At 44.4% G+C, this 21,110-nt stretch carries 25 protein-coding genes; 6 read left to right on the forward strand and 19 right to left on the reverse strand.

Going from position 1 to position 21,110, the window contains the following annotated elements; translation table 11 throughout:
- Positions 1-157: 157 nt before the first annotated feature.
- Genes AC0L6V_RS16075 through AC0L6V_RS16090 form a run of 4 tightly spaced genes read left to right on the forward strand, consistent with a single transcriptional unit; the run spans position 158 to position 2,760 of the window.
- Positions 158-1,093 (forward strand): cytochrome ubiquinol oxidase subunit I, encoded by a 936-nt coding sequence (locus AC0L6V_RS16075; protein WP_418138427.1) that lies wholly within the window; start codon positions 158-160, stop codon positions 1,091-1,093.
- Positions 1,005-1,613 carry a cytochrome ubiquinol oxidase subunit I gene (locus AC0L6V_RS16080; protein ID WP_265218155.1) on the forward strand — a complete coding sequence of 203 codons (609 nt, stop codon included), beginning with the start codon at positions 1,005-1,007 and terminating at the stop codon, positions 1,611-1,613. Before AC0L6V_RS16075 ends, AC0L6V_RS16080 begins: the two co-directional genes overlap by 89 nt.
- Positions 1,613-2,623: a cytochrome d ubiquinol oxidase subunit II gene (gene cydB / locus AC0L6V_RS16085; RefSeq protein ID WP_409419866.1), complete on the forward strand. Its 1,011-nt coding sequence runs from the start codon at positions 1,613-1,615 to the stop codon at positions 2,621-2,623. Before AC0L6V_RS16080 ends, cydB begins: the two co-directional genes overlap by 1 nt.
- Entirely contained in the window at positions 2,623-2,760 is a 138-nt protein-coding gene (locus tag AC0L6V_RS16090) for a hypothetical protein (RefSeq protein WP_162623562.1), read from the forward strand. The genes cydB and AC0L6V_RS16090 overlap by 1 nt, the downstream gene beginning before the upstream one ends.
- A gap of 93 nt (positions 2,761-2,853) precedes the next feature.
- Here AC0L6V_RS16090 and AC0L6V_RS16095 read toward each other — a convergent pair whose 3' ends face one another.
- From AC0L6V_RS16095 to AC0L6V_RS16120, 6 genes are all read right to left on the reverse strand, one after another.
- Entirely contained in the window at positions 2,854-4,134 is a 1,281-nt protein-coding gene (locus AC0L6V_RS16095; RefSeq protein WP_418138428.1) for a TRAP transporter permease, read from the reverse strand.
- Positions 4,073-4,804, reverse strand: a complete 732-nt coding sequence (locus tag AC0L6V_RS16100) for a TRAP transporter large permease subunit (protein ID WP_265218159.1) — start codon at positions 4,802-4,804, stop codon at positions 4,073-4,075. The genes AC0L6V_RS16095 and AC0L6V_RS16100 overlap by 62 nt, the downstream gene beginning before the upstream one ends.
- Before the next feature lie 10 nt (positions 4,805-4,814).
- The gene (locus AC0L6V_RS16105; RefSeq protein WP_409418784.1) at positions 4,815-5,753 is read right to left on the reverse strand and encodes a TAXI family TRAP transporter solute-binding subunit; all 939 of its coding nucleotides are present in this window, start codon (positions 5,751-5,753) and stop codon (positions 4,815-4,817) included.
- A gap of 121 nt (positions 5,754-5,874) precedes the next feature.
- On the reverse strand, positions 5,875-6,981 hold the full coding sequence (locus tag AC0L6V_RS16110) for an ABC transporter substrate-binding protein (protein ID WP_265218161.1): 1,107 nt from the start codon (positions 6,979-6,981) through the stop codon (positions 5,875-5,877).
- Positions 6,971-8,401: a sensor histidine kinase gene (locus tag AC0L6V_RS16115; RefSeq protein WP_265218162.1), complete on the reverse strand. Its 1,431-nt coding sequence runs from the start codon at positions 8,399-8,401 to the stop codon at positions 6,971-6,973. The genes AC0L6V_RS16110 and AC0L6V_RS16115 overlap by 11 nt, the downstream gene beginning before the upstream one ends.
- Positions 8,394-9,065, reverse strand: coding sequence for a response regulator transcription factor (locus tag AC0L6V_RS16120; protein WP_265218163.1), 672 nt, complete (start codon positions 9,063-9,065; stop codon positions 8,394-8,396). Before AC0L6V_RS16120 ends, AC0L6V_RS16115 begins: the two co-directional genes overlap by 8 nt.
- Before the next feature lie 275 nt (positions 9,066-9,340).
- On the opposite strand from AC0L6V_RS16120, the gene AC0L6V_RS16125 reads away from it, so the two are divergent.
- Positions 9,341-10,237, forward strand: a complete 897-nt coding sequence (locus tag AC0L6V_RS16125) for an EamA family transporter (protein ID WP_265218164.1) — start codon at positions 9,341-9,343, stop codon at positions 10,235-10,237.
- Between the two features lie 16 nt (positions 10,238-10,253).
- Here the strand turns inward: AC0L6V_RS16125 and AC0L6V_RS16130 are convergent, their stop codons facing one another.
- From AC0L6V_RS16130 to AC0L6V_RS16190, 13 genes are all read right to left on the reverse strand, one after another.
- A complete protein-coding gene (locus AC0L6V_RS16130; RefSeq protein WP_265218165.1) occupies positions 10,254-11,084 on the reverse strand; it encodes an ion transporter in 831 nt (276 codons plus the stop codon).
- Positions 11,085-11,211: 127 nt separating this feature from the next.
- Positions 11,212-11,487: a hypothetical protein gene (locus AC0L6V_RS16135; protein WP_265218166.1), complete on the reverse strand. Its 276-nt coding sequence runs from the start codon at positions 11,485-11,487 to the stop codon at positions 11,212-11,214.
- 89 nt (positions 11,488-11,576) lie between these two features.
- A complete protein-coding gene (locus AC0L6V_RS16140; RefSeq protein WP_265218167.1) occupies positions 11,577-12,143 on the reverse strand; it encodes a mechanosensitive ion channel family protein in 567 nt (188 codons plus the stop codon).
- Positions 12,144-12,164: 21 nt separating this feature from the next.
- Complete coding sequence (locus AC0L6V_RS16145) at positions 12,165-12,752, reverse strand: AEC family transporter (RefSeq protein ID WP_321160283.1); 588 nt, start codon at positions 12,750-12,752, stop codon at positions 12,165-12,167.
- 16 nt (positions 12,753-12,768) lie between these two features.
- Positions 12,769-13,053 carry an AEC family transporter gene (locus tag AC0L6V_RS16150; protein ID WP_418138429.1) on the reverse strand — a complete coding sequence of 95 codons (285 nt, stop codon included), beginning with the start codon at positions 13,051-13,053 and terminating at the stop codon, positions 12,769-12,771.
- 78 nt (positions 13,054-13,131) lie between these two features.
- The gene (locus tag AC0L6V_RS16155) at positions 13,132-14,064 is read right to left on the reverse strand and encodes a substrate-binding domain-containing protein (RefSeq protein WP_418138430.1); all 933 of its coding nucleotides are present in this window, start codon (positions 14,062-14,064) and stop codon (positions 13,132-13,134) included.
- Positions 14,065-14,239: 175 nt separating this feature from the next.
- Entirely contained in the window at positions 14,240-15,034 is a 795-nt protein-coding gene (locus tag AC0L6V_RS16160) for an ATP-binding cassette domain-containing protein (protein ID WP_409418787.1), read from the reverse strand.
- Positions 15,034-16,116 (reverse strand): ABC transporter permease, encoded by a 1,083-nt coding sequence (locus tag AC0L6V_RS16165; protein WP_265218172.1) that lies wholly within the window; start codon positions 16,114-16,116, stop codon positions 15,034-15,036. The genes AC0L6V_RS16160 and AC0L6V_RS16165 overlap by 1 nt, the downstream gene beginning before the upstream one ends.
- A gap of 93 nt (positions 16,117-16,209) precedes the next feature.
- Positions 16,210-17,076 carry a sugar ABC transporter substrate-binding protein gene (locus AC0L6V_RS16170; RefSeq protein WP_418138431.1) on the reverse strand — a complete coding sequence of 289 codons (867 nt, stop codon included), beginning with the start codon at positions 17,074-17,076 and terminating at the stop codon, positions 16,210-16,212.
- Positions 17,060-17,233, reverse strand: coding sequence for a hypothetical protein (locus AC0L6V_RS16175; protein WP_418138432.1), 174 nt, complete (start codon positions 17,231-17,233; stop codon positions 17,060-17,062). Before AC0L6V_RS16175 ends, AC0L6V_RS16170 begins: the two co-directional genes overlap by 17 nt.
- 152 nt (positions 17,234-17,385) lie before the next feature.
- Positions 17,386-17,871: a response regulator gene (locus tag AC0L6V_RS16180; RefSeq protein ID WP_265218175.1), complete on the reverse strand. Its 486-nt coding sequence runs from the start codon at positions 17,869-17,871 to the stop codon at positions 17,386-17,388.
- Positions 17,789-19,900 carry a PAS-domain containing protein gene (locus tag AC0L6V_RS16185; protein ID WP_418138433.1) on the reverse strand — a complete coding sequence of 704 codons (2,112 nt, stop codon included), beginning with the start codon at positions 19,898-19,900 and terminating at the stop codon, positions 17,789-17,791. Before AC0L6V_RS16185 ends, AC0L6V_RS16180 begins: the two co-directional genes overlap by 83 nt.
- On the reverse strand, positions 19,901-20,635 hold the full coding sequence (locus AC0L6V_RS16190; RefSeq protein WP_265218193.1) for a response regulator: 735 nt from the start codon (positions 20,633-20,635) through the stop codon (positions 19,901-19,903).
- Positions 20,636-20,798: 163 nt separating this feature from the next.
- On the opposite strand from AC0L6V_RS16190, the gene AC0L6V_RS16195 reads away from it, so the two are divergent.
- Positions 20,799-21,110, forward strand: a complete 312-nt coding sequence (locus AC0L6V_RS16195) for a 2Fe-2S iron-sulfur cluster-binding protein (RefSeq protein ID WP_265218178.1) — start codon at positions 20,799-20,801, stop codon at positions 21,108-21,110.

Here is a 21,110-nt window from a genome sequence, read left to right on the forward strand (position 1 = left end):
ACACCATGAACACTGGCTTTTTAATGACCGAAATCATTGCGCTTTTTAGCATTGTAGGATTAGCAATACTGCCTTTGGCTGTACAACAAATACGCACGCTAAGCGTTAAAAACAACGTTTAACTACCTAACGCTTATTTATTGCTAAGGGAGCCATTATGGACCTCGACGTCGCCATCTTATCTCGCATACAGTTTGCCTTTACGGTGAGCTTTCATATCATTTTCCCCAGCATTACCATTGGTTTGGCGACGCTGATTGCCATTTGGGAAGGTCTGTGGCTTAAAACACACAACCCTTATTACTTACAGTTGGCAAAATTTTGGATCAAACCCTTCGCCATTACCTTCGGTATGGGGGTGGTGTCCGGTATCGTCTTGTCCTACGAGTTTGGTACCAACTTTTCCAAGTTCTCAGAAATGACCGGGGCAGTACTTGGGCCATTGATGGCGTATGAAGTACTAACGGCTTTTTTCATGGAAGCTGGCTTTCTTGGTGTCATGTTGTTTGGCTGGCAACGTGTTGGTCGGAAGCTGCACTTTTTCTCAACCATCGTCGTCATGGTAGGGACGTGGATTTCCGCCTTTTGGATCATCGTCGCCAACTCTTGGATGCAAACTCCCACAGGGCACAAAATCGTCGATGGCAAGTTTGAAGTGGAAAGCTGGATGGCAGTGATTTTCAATCCATCCATGCCCTATCGCCTCACACACATGTTAGTTGCGTCATTAATTACCGCCACTTTTGTTGTAGCCGGCATCTGTGCCTACTACTTATTGAAAAAGAAACACATTCCGTTCGCGAAAAAAGGCTTATCCATGTGCATGTGGTTCGCCTTGGTACTCACTCCACTACAAGCATGGATCGGCGATATGCACGGTTTGAACGTAAAAGAACATCAGCCAATCAAATTGGCGGCCATGGAAGGGATTTGGCCAGCACAAGAAGAAAACGTGCCACTGCTGCTGTTTGCCATGCCCAATATGAAAACGGAATCGAACGATTATGAGACTCGGCATCCCCAACCTCGGCAGCCTGATCCTAACTCACTCGTGGGATGGCGCAGTGCAAGGTCTAAAGGCGGTACCGCCTGAAGACAGACCCAATGTACCGTTAGTATTTTGGTCTTTCCGTGTCATGGTTGGCATTGGTTTTGGCATGATGGGTATTGCGGCGCTTGCTCTCTTGTTACGTCGTAAAGGTCGCTTATATGAAAACAAAGCATTCTTGTCTCTCGTGACACTATTTACACCTATGGGTGTCATTGCGGTACTAGCAGGTTGGTATGTAGTCGAAATTGGTCGTCAACCTTGGATTGTCTATAACTTGGTAAGAACGTCCGAAATTGTGTCGCCACTGCCTGCAGAACGCGTGCTGTTTACCTTGACCATGTTTGTGATCATTTACAGCTTACTAATTGGTGTTTATCTCTACTTCATGGGCAAGCTGATTAAGAAGGGGCCGCCATCAATGGAAGCCTTAGAGCAGCAGCTTATTGGTATGAAAGCGCCGGGCTACGCATTGGCTTGGGTGAAGTCGCTAACATCGAAAGAACAACAATCGACAGATCTGAAAACAAAAGATCAACCAACAATAGAACAAGGAGATAAATGATGGATTTGGCGCTTTTCTACTTCCTTGTCTTAGGCTTTGCCATCTTTATGTACGTGTTACTTGATGGCTTCGACCTCGGGATTGGCATTCTCTACCCTTGGTTCAACCAAGAGGGCGAGCGCGACCATTTAATGCGTTCTATTTCACATGTTTGGGATGGCAACGAAACCTGGTTAGTCTTTGGTGGTGTGGTGTTGTTTGCGGCGTTTCCTGCCGCTTATGCAGGCATTACCTCAACCTTTTATCTGCCCATCATGCTGATGCTGTTTGCTTTAATCTTTCGCGGTGTGGCGTTCGAATATCGGTTTAAGTCCGATACGTCTCGACCTTATTGGGATTTCGCCTTTAGCGCGGGTTCTGCTATCGCAGCATTTTGCCAAGGCATGCTGCTAGGCTCCATCGTTCAAGGCGTACCTGCCGGTGTCGACAGTTTATCTAGTCTGCATTGGCTAACGCCCTTTTCTATCCTAACAGGCTTTTCTGTCATGGCGGGTTATGCGCTGTTAGCCGCTTGTTATTTGTTTATGAAGAGTCGCGGACGTATTCAAGAACACGCGGCGAAATTAGGTAAACAACTCTTACTGATCACTATTTTAGCCATGGTAATAGTGAGTTTGTGGACCGTGGCAACCCAGATAGACATTCGTCAGCGTTGGTTTTCTGGTTTGAATTTCCTGTGGTTATCGCCCTTACCTATTATCACCTTGGTGGTCGCGGTTTTGGCATGGCGAGATTTAAACAGGCATTCGAATGACGTCGTTCATCATGAAGGTCGACCATTTTGGTATGCTGCAACGCTATTCTTATTGGGCTTTGCTGGTCTTGTGGTCGGTTTATTCCCGTACCTCATACCAAGGCAACTCACCTTTATGGAAGCAGCATCGCCAGACAGCAGCTTGCTCTTCTTGCTACCCGGTATATGCATCTTCGTGCCATTGATCTGCGCCTATACTTTATGGGGTTATCGCGTCTTTGCTGGCAAGGTGGAAGATTATCAGGAGGGTTACTAATGTCACTAAAAAGCCTAAAAGAAAAGACCGCCAAGCTTAAATCGTGGCAATGGTTTTTGCTCCTCTATGGCATCGGCTTCATTGCTATATTAACCATGTCTTACGGCATTAAACTGCTGATGACGGGGTTGCCTTAACAAGCCATAGTGACTAAGAAATCATAAAAAAGCGCATATTTCAGTTATAGGAATATGCGCTTTTTAGTATCCGTTGTTTCGTTTTCTAAGCCATTAAACTTCAGCTTTCATGGTATTGGGCTTTGTTTGAATGCTTGCTTTGAACAGCAATCCAGCAAACAGTACAATACCGATAACGCGAGCGCCCAATACAGCGATAGACGTGTCCGTTGCTGCTGCAGGCCAAGCGATTAACACGGCTGCAACCACATACAATAAACGAGTCAGCCAGGATAAATGCTCACGTAACCAACCAGAAAAGCCAATGCTCATGGACGCTGTCGCCAAGGTCGCAAAAGTAATCGCGGCAACCACACTGGACATTGTGCCAATCAACAAAACCCCCGGCATGGTGACAAACAAAAATGGCACGAGCAGTTTAACAAAGCCCAAGCGCATAGACTCCACCGCGGTTTCATTTGCATCAGCACCAGAAATCGTCGCGGCAGCATAAGCGGCCAAAGCAACAGGGGGCGTGATAGCAGACACCAATCCAAAGTAGAAGATAAACATATGCGCCGATAACGCTTCCATACCAAGTTGTGTCATCGCAGGCGCCACTAATACCGCCAACAAGAGGTACGCAGCGGAGGTCGGCAAGCCCATCCCTAGAACAAAAGACGCCAGAGCAGTCAGTAATAACACCGCCCATAAGTTGCCATCGCCCAATTCAATGATCAAACCAGACAACATCAAACCCATGCCAGTGAGATTTAATACCCCAATGATTACACCCGCCGCCGCCACTGCCGCAACAATAGGTAAAGTCGAAGTTAAGGTTTCCTTACAGGCAGAAATAAGGTCAAACATATTAATACGTGTTTCTTTCTTCCAAGGACAAACCGCTAACCCCGCTAAAATTCCCATCACAGCCGCTTGTGTCGGCGATTTACCTGAGACCATCAAACCAATCAACACCACCAGCGGAAGCAAAAGATAACTTTTTGTTTTTAGAGTGGTCAGCAACAGCTGTAAACCAGCCCCCGTATCTCTTGCTAAGTTAAGGCGTCCAGCCTCAAGACGCACAGCAATCATCAAAGCAAAAATATAAAGAAGCGCTGGTACCAAAGCGGCTAACGCGACTTCCGCATAAGGAATACCGATCATTTCCGCCATTAAAAAGGCGGCAGCCCCCATAACTGGCGGCATAATTTGCCCGGCGGAAGACGCTGCCGCTTCAATCGCTCCAGCCAATTTTGCGCTGTAACCAACACGCTTCATTAGCGGGATAGTAAAGGTTCCTGTGGTCACTACGTTGGCGACAGCACTGCCATTAAGAGAGCCCCAGTAAAGCACTAGATAAAGCCGCTGATAATCCAGGTCCCCCTTGAACACGCCCCGTTACGCCCCGCGCAATGTCAACAAACACTTCGCCCGTACCAATTTTGGTTAAAATCGCACCAAACAAACCGAAGAGAAAAATATACTCAACCGCCACCCCCATTGGTACACCAAAAACGCCTTCTGTAGAAAGCATTAAAGTAGACGTCAAACGGCTAAGATCATAACCACTGTGTCCATACTTTCCTGGTATCGCATCACCAAAATACGCGTACAAAAATGCCAGCGTCATTAAAATAATGAGTGCCCGACCTACTGCAATACGAACAAAAACAAACACCACCGCAATGAGCGCCATAAAGATCCAGCGGTCTTGACCAACCGACATGGCGCCACGCATGACAATATCAATGTAGTTATGCCACAAATAAGGTCCCGGAATTAACGCCAATAGAGTCAATAGATAAAACGCGCCACGACCCGCGACACTTTTATATCTCAGCGCATAAAACAGCATGGCAGCCGCTGCGACTAAAGAGAAAAACGACGATCTCAATAGCAACGCGGTAATGCCACCATAATACGCGCCGTAAAGTACAAGACCGGCGATTCCAGCGGCGATCACACTAAACAATAAAGAGACTGCTAGACGTTCCTTGCCACCCGCAAATTTTGATTCAAGGAGCAAGCTTTGAAAGCCATTGCTGGAACCTGAGTTCAACATAGTGACGCTCCTATTTACCGCTTACTTCGTCATAATATTTTTTCGCACCAGGGTGCAATGCAACTGGCGTTCGTTTCGCTGTTTCTAACGAAATAGCCTTTGCTTGTGGATGAATCTGACTAAGTTCATCTAGATGAGAAAAAATAGTTTTGGTGATGTTATAAATCTTGCTCTGATCTTCTTTACCACTAGTAAACAAGATCGCAGGATCATTAATCATCATCACTTGTGAGGTCTGATCAGGGTAAACACCAGCTGGCAAAGAGTAGGCCTGATAGAAAGGATATTTCTGAATCAAACTATCTAGTTGTTCAACATTCGCAGACAAAAGCTTCATATCGGTCTGTGAATCCAGGTCAATCAAAGATGACGTTGGCGCTCCGGCTAAAACAACCGCTGCGTCCACTTGACCATTTACCAAGGCTTTTACGCCTTCGGTGTAAGAGAGAAAACGAGGCGTAACCTCATCAAAAACACCATATTCTTGTAACAAACGCGTGGCCAAGACAGCAGCATTACTGCCTGGAGGCCCCATGCTAACCCGTTTGCCTTTTAGCTGCTCAAAAGACTCGACACCTGTCCCGGAAATCGTCGCAACTTGCAGTACCGCCGGATACAAATAAGCAATACCAGCAACATCCAATGGACCGCTTACTTTAAATGGGCCTTCACCATTTTTAGCTTCAAATAGGGTAGAAGAAGAGGAAAGACCTAGTGTCATCTGACCTGCTGCAACACGGTGATTGTTCTCAACAGACGCTCCAGTGACTTCAGCTCGTGCCGTGGTATTTTCCATATGTTTATTGAGCGTTTCAGAAATACCCGCACCAATCACATAAAACAAACCTCCAGTGCCGCCCGTTCCAATAGACACACGCTCTGACGCTTGCACAGGGTTGTTAACTAGGGTTGCGCATAGAGCACTCGCTATAAGCAGTTTTTTAAACATAGTATTCTCCACTTTATTTTTGTTTTATTACTATTTTTTTAAAGTTCGTAGAACACTCTAGCGAGGAAACCTTTCATGAACCTTTCACGGGCCTTGAATAAGCCATTAAATAAATATTTGCTTACGGCATGGGTGCAGACAGCATAGCATTGTCCCACTCACGATAAATGAGCTTCTGTTTGGCATCGTCTGTTTGAATTAGTAACTCTAGGCCAAGGGGAATCGGCCGGAAAATGCCATGTGGTAACTTACTCAGCTCATCACGACTGTATGGGCCGTTTACCCGAGTACTGATTGGCGTAATACCGGACTGATTTGCCAAGATATGCTGCCCTTCTGGGGATAATAGAAGATCGATAAAACGCTTCGCCAATATCGGCTGTTGGGCGTCACGAGAGATAAATGCCGTGCGCCTAATGATCGTCGTATAATCTGTTGGCATGAGGGTTTTGATCCACGGATATTGTTGACTCCATTGATAGGAGTAGGCGCCAACAAGATTGTAGGCAATAAAAATTTGACCTTTCAACAAAGCATTGAGCATCGCAGAGGTATCCGTATAAAGCCGAGCTTGGTGCGTTCCAAACGCCTCTAATAGACGTCCATAACTACGAGATTGCTGCCCATCATAAGCCCACGCCAGATACCCTAGACCCGACCGCTGAATATCAAATAAACCAATTTTATCGTCTAGGAGATGATTTTTATTACGAATCAAATTCAATAATTGTTCACGACTTTGCGGCATCGTCTCGGCGGCTAAAATATCGGTATTAATCGCTGTTACAATAGGTTCATAGGTAAAACTAAACAATTCATGACGCCAATGAGAATCCTGCGGCAAGCCTTCAAGCGATGGCGATTCATAGGCCAGCGCATAACCATCATTGGCCAATTTGAATTGCAAATCCATCGCTGGACTCAGCATGACATCTGGCCGTGACGTTGGCTGAGAAAGAAACTGCTCGTAAAGATAACGTGTATTGGCTTCAGTATAGTGAATAGACACATCTGGATATTTATTTTGATACGCTTTGAATAAAGGCGTAATGGCCTGACGATTCAACGCACCATACACCGACAAGACAGCGCCTTGCGGTTTGGTATGGGAGTTCGCACTGGGAAAAATAACATGCGAGCTTTGTGGTGTTCCATCCGCAAACACTAGGCTGTTCACCAACCACAAAAGTACCGCCAACACGCCACTCAACCATCCCCTAGTGCTCATAAGAAAGTCCTTTTCGTTGCGGGAAAATAACTTCCACAATCAATCCGGTTGGCTGGTTATCTTTTAAATGGAACCTGGCGTCATGGTGCTCTGCGACTTCCTTAGCAATTGATAAACCAATCCCAGAACCTGAAGCAAAGTTATCGGGACTGCGATAAAAATACTCGAAAATATGTTCTTTGTCCTGATCCGGCACCCCCACACCTTGATCACGAATCTGCAACAGGATGGACGCTTCAGACAGTTCGTTGGTGAGCATCAACGCGACTTCAACAGTGCCACCCTTAGGGCTGTATTTAATGGCATTCTCAATAATATTTTGCAGCATTTGTTTAAGGGCAAATTCATCACCATTGATCGTGACTTGAATATCCCCCACATATTCAATTTCAACTTGTCGCTCTAACGCCCAAACCACCAGCTCACGGCATGTTTCTTTAATCACATGATCCAGAGATACAGGACTAAAGGGGTGACTTTGATAACGATGTGTCAGCGTCGCTCGACTTAGTAACTGGTTTACCGTATCAGCCAACACGTTACTACTTTCTAAAATATGCTGTAGTTGCTTTTGACGTAACACCTCATCCGTTTCATCTATAGCGTTTTGCGCCTGTGAATTTAAACCCGCCAAAGGGGTTCGTATTTGATGCGCGGCTTCCGCCGTAAAACGCTTTAAACGACTAAGTGTGTTGTCTAATTGCGCCATAAAGTAATTAATACTTTTTAACAAAGGCGCAATTTCACTGGGCACATTGGTTTCTAATGGCGATAGCTCTTGAGGCGAACGCTCTGTAATGGCTTGCTTAATTGCTTGTAATGGTTGCAATACTCGCCAGATGACAAAAAACAATAAGAGCAAGGTGATAAAGAAAAACAAAGTCACAAATTGCAGTGCCATTTGGCTGATTTCTGTGGCGCTTGCACGGCGAGCGTCCAATGTTTGCCCAACAATAATAAACACATCGTTCACGCTGTCTGCTTCTAACAAACGTTTTCCCAAGGCAACAAAGCGCACCCTTTCACCGCGATATATGGCTTCATAATAAATCGGAAGAAATTTTTCTTTTTCTCTGGACTGCTGCAGAAGTTGGGTAAACGGAATATCAGGAAGATCTTTATAGCCTGTTAACACCTGATATTGCCCATCCAAGATGGCATAAAACGCACGATCAGCGGTAGACAAAGCCAAGGTCTCAAACGCAGAAACGGGCAAATCAATAAAAACCTGCGAGTCCAAAATCGTAATATTTTCAGCCATCTGCAAAGCCGAACCATATAACAACCGATCATAGGATTCTTTTGCTGTTCGATTGGCATAAATATGCGCACTCCAAAGAGCTACCGCGTTAATGACGATCAATACCGTCGCCACCATCAGGATCAATTGCCGACGAATCGATGCAGTCGCTTTAGCCATGATGCTTTTCCAGCAAATACCCTAAACCACGAATAGTCCGGATAGAGATATCACTGTCTTGCAAAGATTTGCGCAAACGCGCCACATAAATCTCAATCACACTTGGATTCGGGTTTTCATTAAAACTGTAAATATGCTCAATCAGCACTTCTTTACTTAACACTCTTCCAGTATGACTAATAAACACCTCTAACAAACGAAACTCTCGTTGCTTTAACTCGATAAGCTGACCGGCAACGGTGACAGTGCAAGCTTGTAAGTCTAAACAAACATTACCGTATTCTATGTTGTTTTGCGCTTGCCCTTGGCTGCGGCGTAACAAAGCACGGCAACGGGCTTCTAACTCACCAAAATCCACCGGCTTGGTCATATAGTCGTCTGCGCCTAAGTCCAATAAAGCTATGCGGTCTTTTATTTCATTTCTCGCCGTTAGGACAATCACGGGGGTATTCGAATGTTTTTTACGCAACGTATGTAAAATGTGACTGCCCGTCATATCGGGTAAATTAAGATCCAAGAGCATCAAATCGTATTCTTGCAAAGCCAACATTTGATTAGCTTGTAGCCCTGTTTGGGCAAGATCAAGACCATGCCCCATACGACTGATTCTTTGGCTGATGGCTTCGCCTAAAATACGATCATCTTCCACGACTAAAATACGCATACTACTGAGACTCTTATTGTCTGCTTTATTGTTATTGATAAATGGTCAATTGGGGGAACAATTTAGCCTATATTAGCGTACGAAAGAATGGGCTATCTTTTCTATTAATAGACAAAGTGAAAAATGAATACCCACGTATTTTTTTAAGCTATACCAGAGTCATGCTATCTGTGTCCTTGATTCTTTTGTTATCTGTCCATGGGCAAAGGCCGCCAAAACACGTAAAGTGATTAGCTTATTTTCGCCTCACTCTATTGTACGGTTAAGGACTTACCATGATTCGCAAAGATATGTTTTTGGCGCTGATTATCATCGTCGCGTGGGGCTTTAACTTTATCGTCATGCGTTGGGGCTTAGACGAACTCACGCCAATGATGTTAGGTGGGTTGCGCTTCCTCGTCATTGGCATGATTGGTTGCTTCTTTTTCTCTCGACCGAATACGCCGCTGCTTTGGTGTATTGGCTATGCCCTATCGTTAAACTTCGGACAGTTTGCATTTTTATTCAGTGCCATCTCATTTGGCATGCCCGCAGGACTCGCCTCTTTAGTATTGCAATCTCAGGCCATTTTCACACTGCTCTTTGCTATTTTGTTATTAAAAGAAACCGTACGCCCTTATCAAGTGCTCGCTATTGGCATAGCTATTGGCGGCTTGGCGATCATTGGATTAGACAATGAAAACTCGACCATGACAGCACTGGGCTTCGGTCTAACATTAGCCGCTGGCTCAAGCTGGGCGTTGGGCAATATTTTCACCAAGATCATCAGTAAAAAAGGCTACGACGCTAACCTCAACCTGATTGTTTGGTCTAGCTGGGTGCCGCCTGTGCCCTTCTTTTTGTGCGCTTACTTCATCGATGGTGGTGACGTGATGTGGAGTAATATCATCAATTTAAATCTAAAAACCTTGGGCACATTAGCTTATCTATCTTTATTTGCTACGCTGGCAGGATACGGTTTATGGAGCTATTTGTTGTCTCGCTACCCAGCAGCAACTGTCGCACCGCTCACTTTAGGCGTGCCTGTTGTGGGATTAACTTCTGCGGAAATTTTTCTATCCGAAACGGTTAGCGCTATGCAATGGGTAGGAATTTTAGTGGTATTGCTTGGCTTGATGCTCAATACGTTTGGCGGTCGCTGGCTAAAAAGACTTAGCCAGCGAAGCGTTTAGAGAGGTCAGTGCTTAATTAATCCTTTCGCTCTTGTTGTGCGTCTATCTTATCGGCAAGGCGCGCAACTTGGGCTTGTAGCTCCGAAATCTGAGTGACCAAAGCTTGATGATGGTTTTCTTGGTTTTCATGTTCTTCTTGCGCAGTTTCGCGGGTCATCACGTCCAGCACCACACCCACCATCATGTTTAGGAACACAAATGCGGTTAAGAAAATGAAGATGATGTAGAAGATCCAACTAAACGGATACACTTCCATTGTCTCGTACATGACATCCGTCCAATCTTCGAACGTTGCAACACGAAATAACGTCAGCATAGAGATCGCAATATCACCCCAAAGCGTTTCATTCACATGGTGAAAAAAGATCGAACCGACGGCAGCAAAAATATAAAAGATGATGAACATCAACAGGGCAATATAGCCCATTTTGGGAATGGCTTTGAGCAAAGCATTAATCAAGAAACGCAGATCTGGAATGATCGATACCAACCGTAATACACGAAAAACTCGCAGCAACCGGGCGACAAGAATCATTTCTGTATCGGAAATTGGCACCAAACTACCCAGTACAATGACCGTATCGAATACGTTCCAAGGGTCTCTAAAAAAGCGTCGCTTATCATCACAAGCGATAAAACGCAAAGAAAGCTCAACCAAAAAGAAAACGGTAATGAAGTTGTCTAAGTAATTAATGGCGGTATCAATACCGTAAGGTAAAGAATAGGTTTTTGCTCCCACCGTTAAAGCGGCCACAACGATAATGCTGATAATAAAACCTTGGAACCATGCACTACGCTCAACGCGCTTCATCACAGTGAACCAACTTCCAGAACGACTCGTTTCCATGCTTTTCTACACCTAATATGCAAAAGTCTCGACAATAAATACCTGAATCAAAGACAGGCGACGCCATATTAAGTTCATATCAGCCGGAATAAAAGCATAAGCGACTAAAGACCACCAAACACCCTAGCTAAGTGCGTTTTACTCGCACCACTTTCATGATTTCGACCGGAATGCCTGCCACCATTTCTTGAGTAGGATAGTAAGTCAGATTGACACGTGCACCACGCAGAGTGCGATATTTGCCTTGGCGCTTAAAACGAAAAGGGACGTCATAACCTTCAATCATTAAGGTATGAAGCACCCAATCTTCTTGGGGGCGCTGGGCATGAGATTTTACTTTCAGTGCTTCGGAATGAATGAGCTTATCGTTGTTCTTTAATAACGATTCAGAGTCGGATTTCACAAGGAGTTTCCTCTTCTTTAAAGATGAAAGCTTCTTAGTATGACACAAATATCCGAAACCCTGAAAAATTGATTATTTTTCACTCAAACTTATGATGTAGTGCGTTGCTCTTCCACTTTATCGGGCAATGTATCGTGCGCAACAAATTGACTCATTGCCAAGGCGGCTTCTCTGTTTTCAAAGCGCACGACGGCTTTTTGTAAAATTAAACTGTTTGGGTAAGTCACCACGTCACCAGACAAACGATGAATGATGACATGAAAAGACGATATTTCTGTAATTTGCCCTAATATTTCATCGTCTTTGTCCACCACTTTCACCCAATCCCCCACTCGGTAGGGAAAGCCAAAGAAGATAATCAAGCTAGCGGTAATATTGCTTAAAATAGACCACTGAGCAAACAAAGCAACACCGACCACAGCAAACACAGACGAAAAAAAGATCGCAAGTTGACCGTAACCAATACCAAGCACCAAACATACCAGTAAAACAAAAATCGCAGTAAAGCCAAGGTTTAACATTTTCGACACATAGGTTATGCGAACTTCATTAGCGTATTTCTTCTGCCCCAGCAAGGTAACACTGGACTTTAAAATCCGAGAAACAATGACATACGCCACGATCAACAAAGCAATTAGACCAATTTGCACCATCATGCTTTCTCTCCTAAAACGAGACTATAAAACATAAAATAATACGCAAGGGACAATCCCCACACTCATTAGATTACTAATCAACACGATCGACGCCACTTTATGAGGTTCTTGCTGGTAAAGTTCAGCGACCATATAATTCAAAATAGCAGGCGGTAAACAGGCAAATATTAATAAATAGGCGAAATTTTCCGCCGACATACCAACAAGATAATACCAAATAACCGCAATAATCAGCCCACTCAATGGGCATAAGAAACCACTAAGTACACCCAGTTTCCACTCACTGAAGTCCACATTCGTCATGCGAACGCCAAGAGCAAACAGCATTAGAGGAATGGCTATTTGCCCCATCATATCCACAGAGACCTTTACCGCAGGCATGACAGTCCATCCTTGTAAGCTCCAGATCAAGCCTAATATCGTCGCAATGATCATCGGCATTTTCAGCACATTGAGAAGATTGGATTTCGGGTTAAGCAAATACATACCAACGGTAAAATGCAGTAGGTTTTCCGTTAAAAACAGTACAACCGCAATAGGTAAGGCTGACTCACCGAAAGCCAAAACAATCAGAGGGATGCCTAAATTACCGCTGTTGTTAAACATCATCGGAGGCACTAAAGTTTTAGGCGAAATTTTTAGCCACCGACAAAGAGGCCAAACAAGGAGCTCCAGACCCTAACACAACGGCCGTCGCGGCAAGAATCAAATCAACATATTGAGCGATATGAAACTCTTTTGACGCCATTACCGAAAAGATCAGCGCTGGACAAAATACACTGATATTAAGACGATTCGCCACCGTCATGTCGGTGGGGCGTACACGCGCATAAAAAAACGCCACTAACACGATACTGGCCAAAGGAAAAACAGTATTAAATATTTGAGAGAATAACGTTGATGTGTCCATTAATGGCCTCTTTCACGAAGGCCGATAGCTTAACTCTCTTGCTCAAAAAGACCAAGTTTCGATACTGATTTAAAGACGCTATTCGTTTTTTTCAACCAATACAGAAGGGATCAAAATAAAACGTTGGAGAACCTCTTTGCCTTTTAGCAAATCCATACCAATTTCGATGGCTTTTTCGGCCATTGGTACAGGACGCTGAATAGCCGTTGCAATCCAGGGGTTGCCCGCTTGTTTAATAATATCCACCGCAAAAGGCGCACCGTCGATGGAAGCCAATAAAAACTCATTACGATTGGCCTGCTGGGCTGCACGAAGCGCACCAAATGCCGTCGGATCATTGATAGTAAATACTGCATCAATGTGCTGATACTCTTCCATTAAGTAGGTCATGGCTTCCATCCCACCTTCCACACTGCCAGTACCATTCATTCGATCACTTAGCAGGGTAATATTGGGGTATTTATTCAGCGCAGATTTACAGCCAGCCACCCTTTCAATGACAGAAGAAACTAACACACCATTGATGATGACAAAGTTACCCTGATAACCAATTTTTTCAGCCAGCTTTTCGCAAGCGATAACACCAGCCTGAACATTGTCCGTGGTAATGGTCGCATCAGCCCCTTGGGCATTAACATCCACAGCGATCACTTTAATACCAGCTCGCTGAGCCTTTGCTACAACGGCGGCCACCTTGTATTCATCCGCAGCCGTTAGAACAATTAAATCAACTTTCTGTTCGATAAAATCATTAATCTGACCGATTTGTCTTTGCCAATCATAAGCATCTGAGCGAATAAGCATTTTGACGGGGCTCCCCGCCAACTCCTCAGCTTTCAGCGTCGCAGTATCGACCAACTGAACAAAATAAGGATTGCCTAAATCTGCCACACTAATACCAATGGATTTAAGCGGCTGAGGCTCTGAGGATTGCGAAGACAGCGGAGAAAAAAGCAAAACAAGAACAATAAAAACAGCCAGTGCGCTGGGGATAAGACGATTAGTCTTCAAAAGCGGTCGTCCTTTCAGACTATAGATGCTTGATTTCATTAGACTCATTTTACTTCCCCAAGATTAAGACATGCTAATGATGACGTCCCCATAACCCAGCACATCAAATAAAGCATAAAAAGCCGCTATTTTGCCCCATCAGAGAGAAGAAACAAAATAACGGCTGCCTTTTTTCTTATGCGGCTTCGTTTGACGTTTTCACATCCATCGCACCCGTCATGATGGCCACCGCATCCGACATGCTATGGGATTGAGGCGTAACAATCGCAGCTCGCTTACCCAAACGATGGATATGGATGCGATCAGCCACTTCGAATACGTGTGGCATATTGTGGCTAATCAAAATAATCGGCAATCCGCGATCTCGAACCTCTTTGATTAAGTTCAATACCCGACGCGACTCTTTCACGCCAAGTGCTGCCGTCGGTTCATCCATGATCACCACTTTGCTGCCAAATAAAGCGGAACGTGCCACTGCAACGCCTTGACGTTGACCACCAGACAGTGACTCAACTGCTTGGCTGATGTTTTGTATTGTCATCAAACCTAGCTCGGTCATTTTAGCTTGAGCACGGCGTTCCATTTCTTTTTTATCAAGCATACGAAAGACAGAGCCCAAAATACCTGGCTTACGCAGTTCACGGCCTAGGTATAAATTGTCCGCAATGTTTAATGCTGGTGATACAGCTAAATTTTGATAAACAGTTTCGATGCCTAACGCACGGGCCTCCATTGGCGAAGCAAAGTGTACCAGCTTACCATCTAACAAAATTTCCCCTTCATCGGGAACCAAAGCACCGGATAGAGCCTTAATTAATGACGATTTACCCGCACCGTTGTCTCCAATGACGGCTAAGATTTCGCCTGGGTACAATTCAAAGTCAGCATGATCAATCGCTGTCACGCTACCATAGCGCTTCACTAAACCCTTTGTTTGCAACACGGGTGTTTTATCGTATTGAGCTACCATTATGCTGTCCCTCTTCGAATCCACTGATCAATGGCAACGGCCGAAATAATCAATATACCGACTGTAAACTCTTGCCATAACACATCGACACCCGCCAGTGCCAAACCATTGCGAAATACACCGACGACCAAAGCACCTATCAATGTGCCGTAAATAGAGCCTCGCCCACCAAATAAACTACAACCACCGATAACGACCGCAGTAATACTGTCTAGGTTGGTCATGGTACCCGCTTGTGGGCTTACTGAACCAATTCGACCAATCAATACCCAAGCACCGATAGCACAAACCACACCAGCCAGCACATATACGGACATTAAAATACGATTAGTCCGAATACCTGCGAGTTTTGCCGCTTCTGGGTCATCCCCTGTGGCATAAACATGACGTCCCCACGCGGTCCAATTTAAGGCATACCAAATCAAAAAGAAGATGCCTAACATTAATAAAGAACCGTAAGTGAGTCTTGCGCCAAAAAAGTCAATCGTTTGGCCAGTCCACTGCAACAGCGGTGCAATATTACTGATGTCTTGGGAGCGAATTGTTTCACTTTTTGAATACCAAAGATTCAACGCAAAAAATACGTTCCAAGAACCCAACGTTGCAATAAAAGGTGGGATTTTTAAGCGTGTAATCAATAAACCATTGATAAAGCCCGCTAACGCACCAACAGCAATACCAATCAAAATAGATAAACTAGGATCAATACCATGGTTCACTGCCATCCGCCCCATGACAACGGAAGTCAGCACCATGATGGCACCAACGGATAGATCAATACCCGCGGTTAAAATAATCAATGTCTGCGCGACACCAATCACACCGATAATGGTCACTTGTTGTAATATCAAAGACAAGTTGAATGGGTGTAAAAAGCGATCACCAACAATGATGCTAAAACTGATAACGGCCAACAGCAGCACAATCAAAGGTGCAGCGATTGGATAATGATGAAGAAACTTTTTAAAGCGCTGCAATGGTGTTTCGTTGCGCTCAAACTGCGCAACATAAGCACTGGCTTGATCGGCAACTTTATCATGATCAAGCACTGCTGTTGACGGCTTTGTGTCAGTAGAACTCATAGATTACTCCAGACAAGAAAAGGGCCGTTAGCCCAACTACTCGGCTAACGGCAAATAAGGGCACCTTCTCGCCCATCTATCACAAGAGATTGATTAGCCCCAGCACATGCTCAAGCCAGTTTGAGAAGTAACAGATTGCACGCCTTTCACTGGTTCATCGGTGATCAATTGAACACCTGTGTCGAAGAAATCGAGACCATTAGAGGCAGAAGGACGCGAACCTGATTTGGCAAACTCAACGATCGCCGTTACGCCTTGAGAGGCCATTTGAAGAGGGAATTGCATTGAAGTCGCGCCAATCACGCCATCTTTGATGTTACGAACACCTGGACAACCGCCATCTACCGATACAATCAAAACATCTTTTTCAAGACCGAATGATTTCAAGGCTTCATAAGCGCCTGCCGCAGCAGGTTCGTTGATGGTATAAACTAAATTAACACCTGGATCTTTTTGCAATAAGTTTTCCATTGCACGACGACCACCTTCTTCCGAGCCTTGTGTGACATCATTGCCCACAATGCGTGGATCGGTTTCATCACCCATGCGGTTTGGATCTTTAATATCAATACCGAAGCCTTTTAAGAAACCTTGATCACGTGCAACGTCTACCGTGATCTGACTAGTACTCAAGTCAAGCAAGGCAATTTTCGCATCTTTGGCTTTATCACCCATTTTTTCTTTTGCCCACATACCGATCATTTCGCCAGCTTTAAAGTTATCTGTCGCAAAGGTCATGTCGGCTGCACTAGCAGGGCTAAGAGGTGTATCTAACGCAATAACCAGCAAACCAGCATCACGTGCTTTTTGAATAGTCGGAACGATACCAGCTGTATCACTTGGGGTAATAAGAATGCCTTTTGCGCCGGCAGCAATTAGGTTTTCAACCGCTTGAACTTGCGTTTCATTATCGCCGTCATAACGACCAGCAAAAGTACGTAGTTCAACACCGAGGCTCATCCGCTTTTTGCTGAGCGCCTTCTTTCATTTTAACGAAGAATGGGTTGGTATTGGTTTTGGTGATAAGACCAATAATTGGGGTTTCAGCCATAGCTACAGTAGAAAGAGTGCCAGCAGCAACAAGACACGCCAATTTTTTATACGGAATGAATTTCATTATTTTATAACTCCAGTTTTTGTTTTTATTATTGGCAGCAATGCCATTAAAACAGATCCAGCCCCGACTCTGTTTCTAATAAAATACTATGAAGATAAAAAACTAATGGATAATTTCATTGTTTAATCTTTTTTTGTAATATTTGTAACAATTTAATATTTAATCTGAAATAATCTACTTAACTCTTTGATTGTAAAAGGTTTTGGTATAAATAAATCTTCATCTTTTAGTTGATATTTTTGTTTCAATTCGTCTTTTGGCAAACCAGACATCAGCAATATCGGCCCAGTAAAGCTATGCGACTGCAGGCGAATGTTATGCGCTAACTCCACACCACTCATAGCGCCTGATAAATTCACGTCGGACACAATGGCGTCAGGCACCATTGCTTTACTCAGTCCCCTCATTACAGCTTCCGCGCACTCAAAGCTCTGCACCATAAAGCCCATTTTTTCCAACTGTTCGCGCATGACTCGACATACTTCTTCGTCATCTTCCACCAACCAAACAAGACTGTGTTCAGGCAGGAAAATAGTTTGTTGTTGGGTGTCATTGTCACGTTCTACTAGGTCGATTGGCGATATTTGCTGAGGTAAAAAGAGACAAACTCGAGTCCATTTGCCTTTTTCTGACGTCACCTTTATTTCCCCACCACTTTGTTTCACAAAGCCATAGATCATACTGAGTACCCAAACCACTTCCCTTGCCTACAGGCTTGGTGGTAAAGAAAGGTTCGAAAATTCGCCCAATGACCTCTTCAGAAATCCCTTCTCCGGAATCTTCTACCCGAATACGAATGGCCGGAACATCACTGTCGGGCAGGGTACAAAGTTTGGTAGAAAAAGCCAAACGACCACCATCAGGCATGGCACTGGCACTATTTAAAGACAGATTTAACAAGGCATTTTCCAACTGCGAAGGATCAATCAGACTCACCACACCAGGACACTGCAACTCACTTTCGACGATAATATGCGAACCCACACTGTATTCCACCAAATCCAACATCCCTTCGATTAAGTCATCAATGGCAATGGGGACGGGGAACAGTTGTTGGCGACGACTAAACGCTAATAGCCGCTGTACAAGGTTGCTGCTTTTCTCAGAGACGACCAGCGCACGCTCTATATATCGCGCTTGATCAGATGTCTGCGGACGAGAATCTGACAACATTTGCAAATTGCCCATAATCGCCGCAAGAAGATTATTAAAGTCATGGGCAACACCGCCTGTTAGTTGCCCCAACATCTCCATTTTTTGTGCTTGGCGCAACTGACTCTCAACGCTTTTACGCTCAGTTAAGTCCGTGTATAAGGTAACAAAACCGCCTTCAGGCATAGGCTTAGAGCGAAACTCGATAATTTTTCCTGAATCGAAATGGCGTTCAAAACGTTGAAAACGCAAATGACGAGAAACGTTGACCTCTTCCATATGAACTTGTTGATTTTCTAAATTCAAGTTTTTATGCTGGCCTCGGTTAATCAAGTTTTGTACCTCATCAATCGACATACCCACGCTTAGATCATCGTCCAACAAATCAAACAATTTCTGATAGCCCGAGTTCCAAGCCACCAAGGTACCTTTCGCTGAAAACACACTCAACCCATCGTTCATGTTATCAAAGATGGTTTCAAGCAAACGTTTTTGCTCTGATAGCTCGGCAGTGACTTCCAAACGCCTTAGTGCATCACGACGAAAGACTTCAAAGGTATCTGCTAACGTACCAATTTCATCGTTTCGACGTATCCCGGTGTGCTTTGAATCCACACGGCCCAATGACAACTGTTCCATATTATTAGTGACAACGCCTAAATCTTTGGTCATACGCTGGCTATACCAATACAAACGTGTCAAACCTAGCAATAGAAAGACCGAAATACCGATAATCCAATTTTGACCTCTGTCGACAAACGAAGACACCTCTTGTCGCTGACGACTTACCTTTTTTTGCAAGCCACCAACAAAGTCACTGACCTGCTTACTGAGCTGTTCCGATTTCGCACGAATCGAAATCAACAAATAATTTTTACGCTCCTGAATCTGGTTCAAGCGCCGATGAGCCATTAATAGATCATCGGCGATGCTTGCAACTTGCTCATTCTGCTCCGAGAGTTTTAAATTGTTCAGTATGCTTTCTGGCACCAAACTCGGCGACTCTAATAACTGCAGTAACCAAACCAACCCCTGCTGGCTGTTTACCGTAGCGGCGTTATCTTCATTGAGTGGTAACTGACGAATTCGAAACTGCTGCGCCAAACTGTCTTCACGTAAGTACAATTCTTCCCGCACCAAAGCAACCAGCTCTTCCAAAGTGGTTTGTAAATCATCTAACCGCTCATCGATATCACGCTGAAAAACAGAGTCAGCTAAACTGTCTGCGACACCACGTAGCTCTAAGATACGCCGATGAATACGCTCAGACTCAGTTTGCAATTGAAAAGGTCGACCAGAGCCCGCCGTATAAGGGGCGATAGCAGCCAACTGAGCAACACCTTCCGCTAAGGTTAAAGACGTACTAATTTCCGGTAAAGTTTCGGACTCAAACTCAGATAAAGACGCTTCACTGACACGCATGGATTGCCAGCCAATGCCCACCATAAAAAAAGCGACCAAACTAATAGCAAATATAGATAAAGACGCTTTTTGGCGAATACTAGTAAAGCGCATTTACTGAATCCGCACTGGGCCTTGAAAAAAATAACCAAGCCCCCGTTGAGTCTTGATGAATTCGGGGGTTTTCGGATTGACCTCTATTTTTCGTCGCAGGCGAAGAATCAATACATCAACAGTACGATCAAAGACCTCTGTCTCCAAGCCTCGACTTTGCTCTATTAGTTGCTCACGAGAAAAAATACGATCTGGATGACGCGCCAACACCTCTAACAAAGAAAATTCACCCAGCGTCAAAGTCACTAACTTCCCATCTTTATCCTGTAAAAGACGGGCGGTTAAATCCAACACCCAGCCCCCAAAAATCAAACAATCATGATCTTGGTTAATGGCACTGCCCACGGTCGGAGGGGCTTGATAGGCTCGGCGTAACAGCGCGTGAATTCGAGCGGTCAGCTCGCGCAAATTAAAGGGTTTCATCATGTAATCATCCGCCGCTAGCTCTAACCCCAAAATGCGGTCGGTTTCATCTCCCTTTCCAGTTAGCATCATAATTGGCATAACAAAGCGCTCGCGAATATCACGGGCAAGATTCAAACCATCCTCTTCCCTGAGGTATAAATCCATCAATACCAAGTCCACAGGTTCCGCATCCAAATGCAACCACATCTGACGGCCGTTCTCTGCTTCTAATACTCGATAACCTTTTTGTGACAAGGCGTCACACAGTAACTGACGAATGTCTTGATCATCATCTACTACCAATAAGGTCTTTTTATTTTGCTCTGTCATTGTTGGGGGATCCATTATCCTTGCTAATCACGCGAAAAAAACCATTATAGCCATACTATTAGACACCTTTTTAACACAGTATTGGCAAGCATCGTTATCATGCACCGTCTCTATTCATCTCATGGTAAAGTTATTACTAAACTAACAAAAGAGAAAGTGACTCGTGCAGCACAAACCTATACCTGATAAGAACATACATCTCGCTTTTTTAGATCCTGAGCAATCCATTCAGGTTAATCAAGGTGAATCTATCTTGAATGCTTTACTCTGTGCAAATATTGCAATCAAACAAGCATGCACCAATGGCGTCTGTGGTGTTTGTCTAACACCGTTACTGTCTGGTGAAATAGATTACGCGGATCGACAACCACATGGCTTAAACGAAAAAGAAAAACAAAATGGCTACTTCCTACCTTGCATCGCCACCTGCAAAACGGACATCGCCATCGGAAGGCCTAAAGTGAGACTGCGTTAA

The sequence above is a fragment of the Marinomonas sp. G8-14 genome (genome assembly GCF_055808935.1).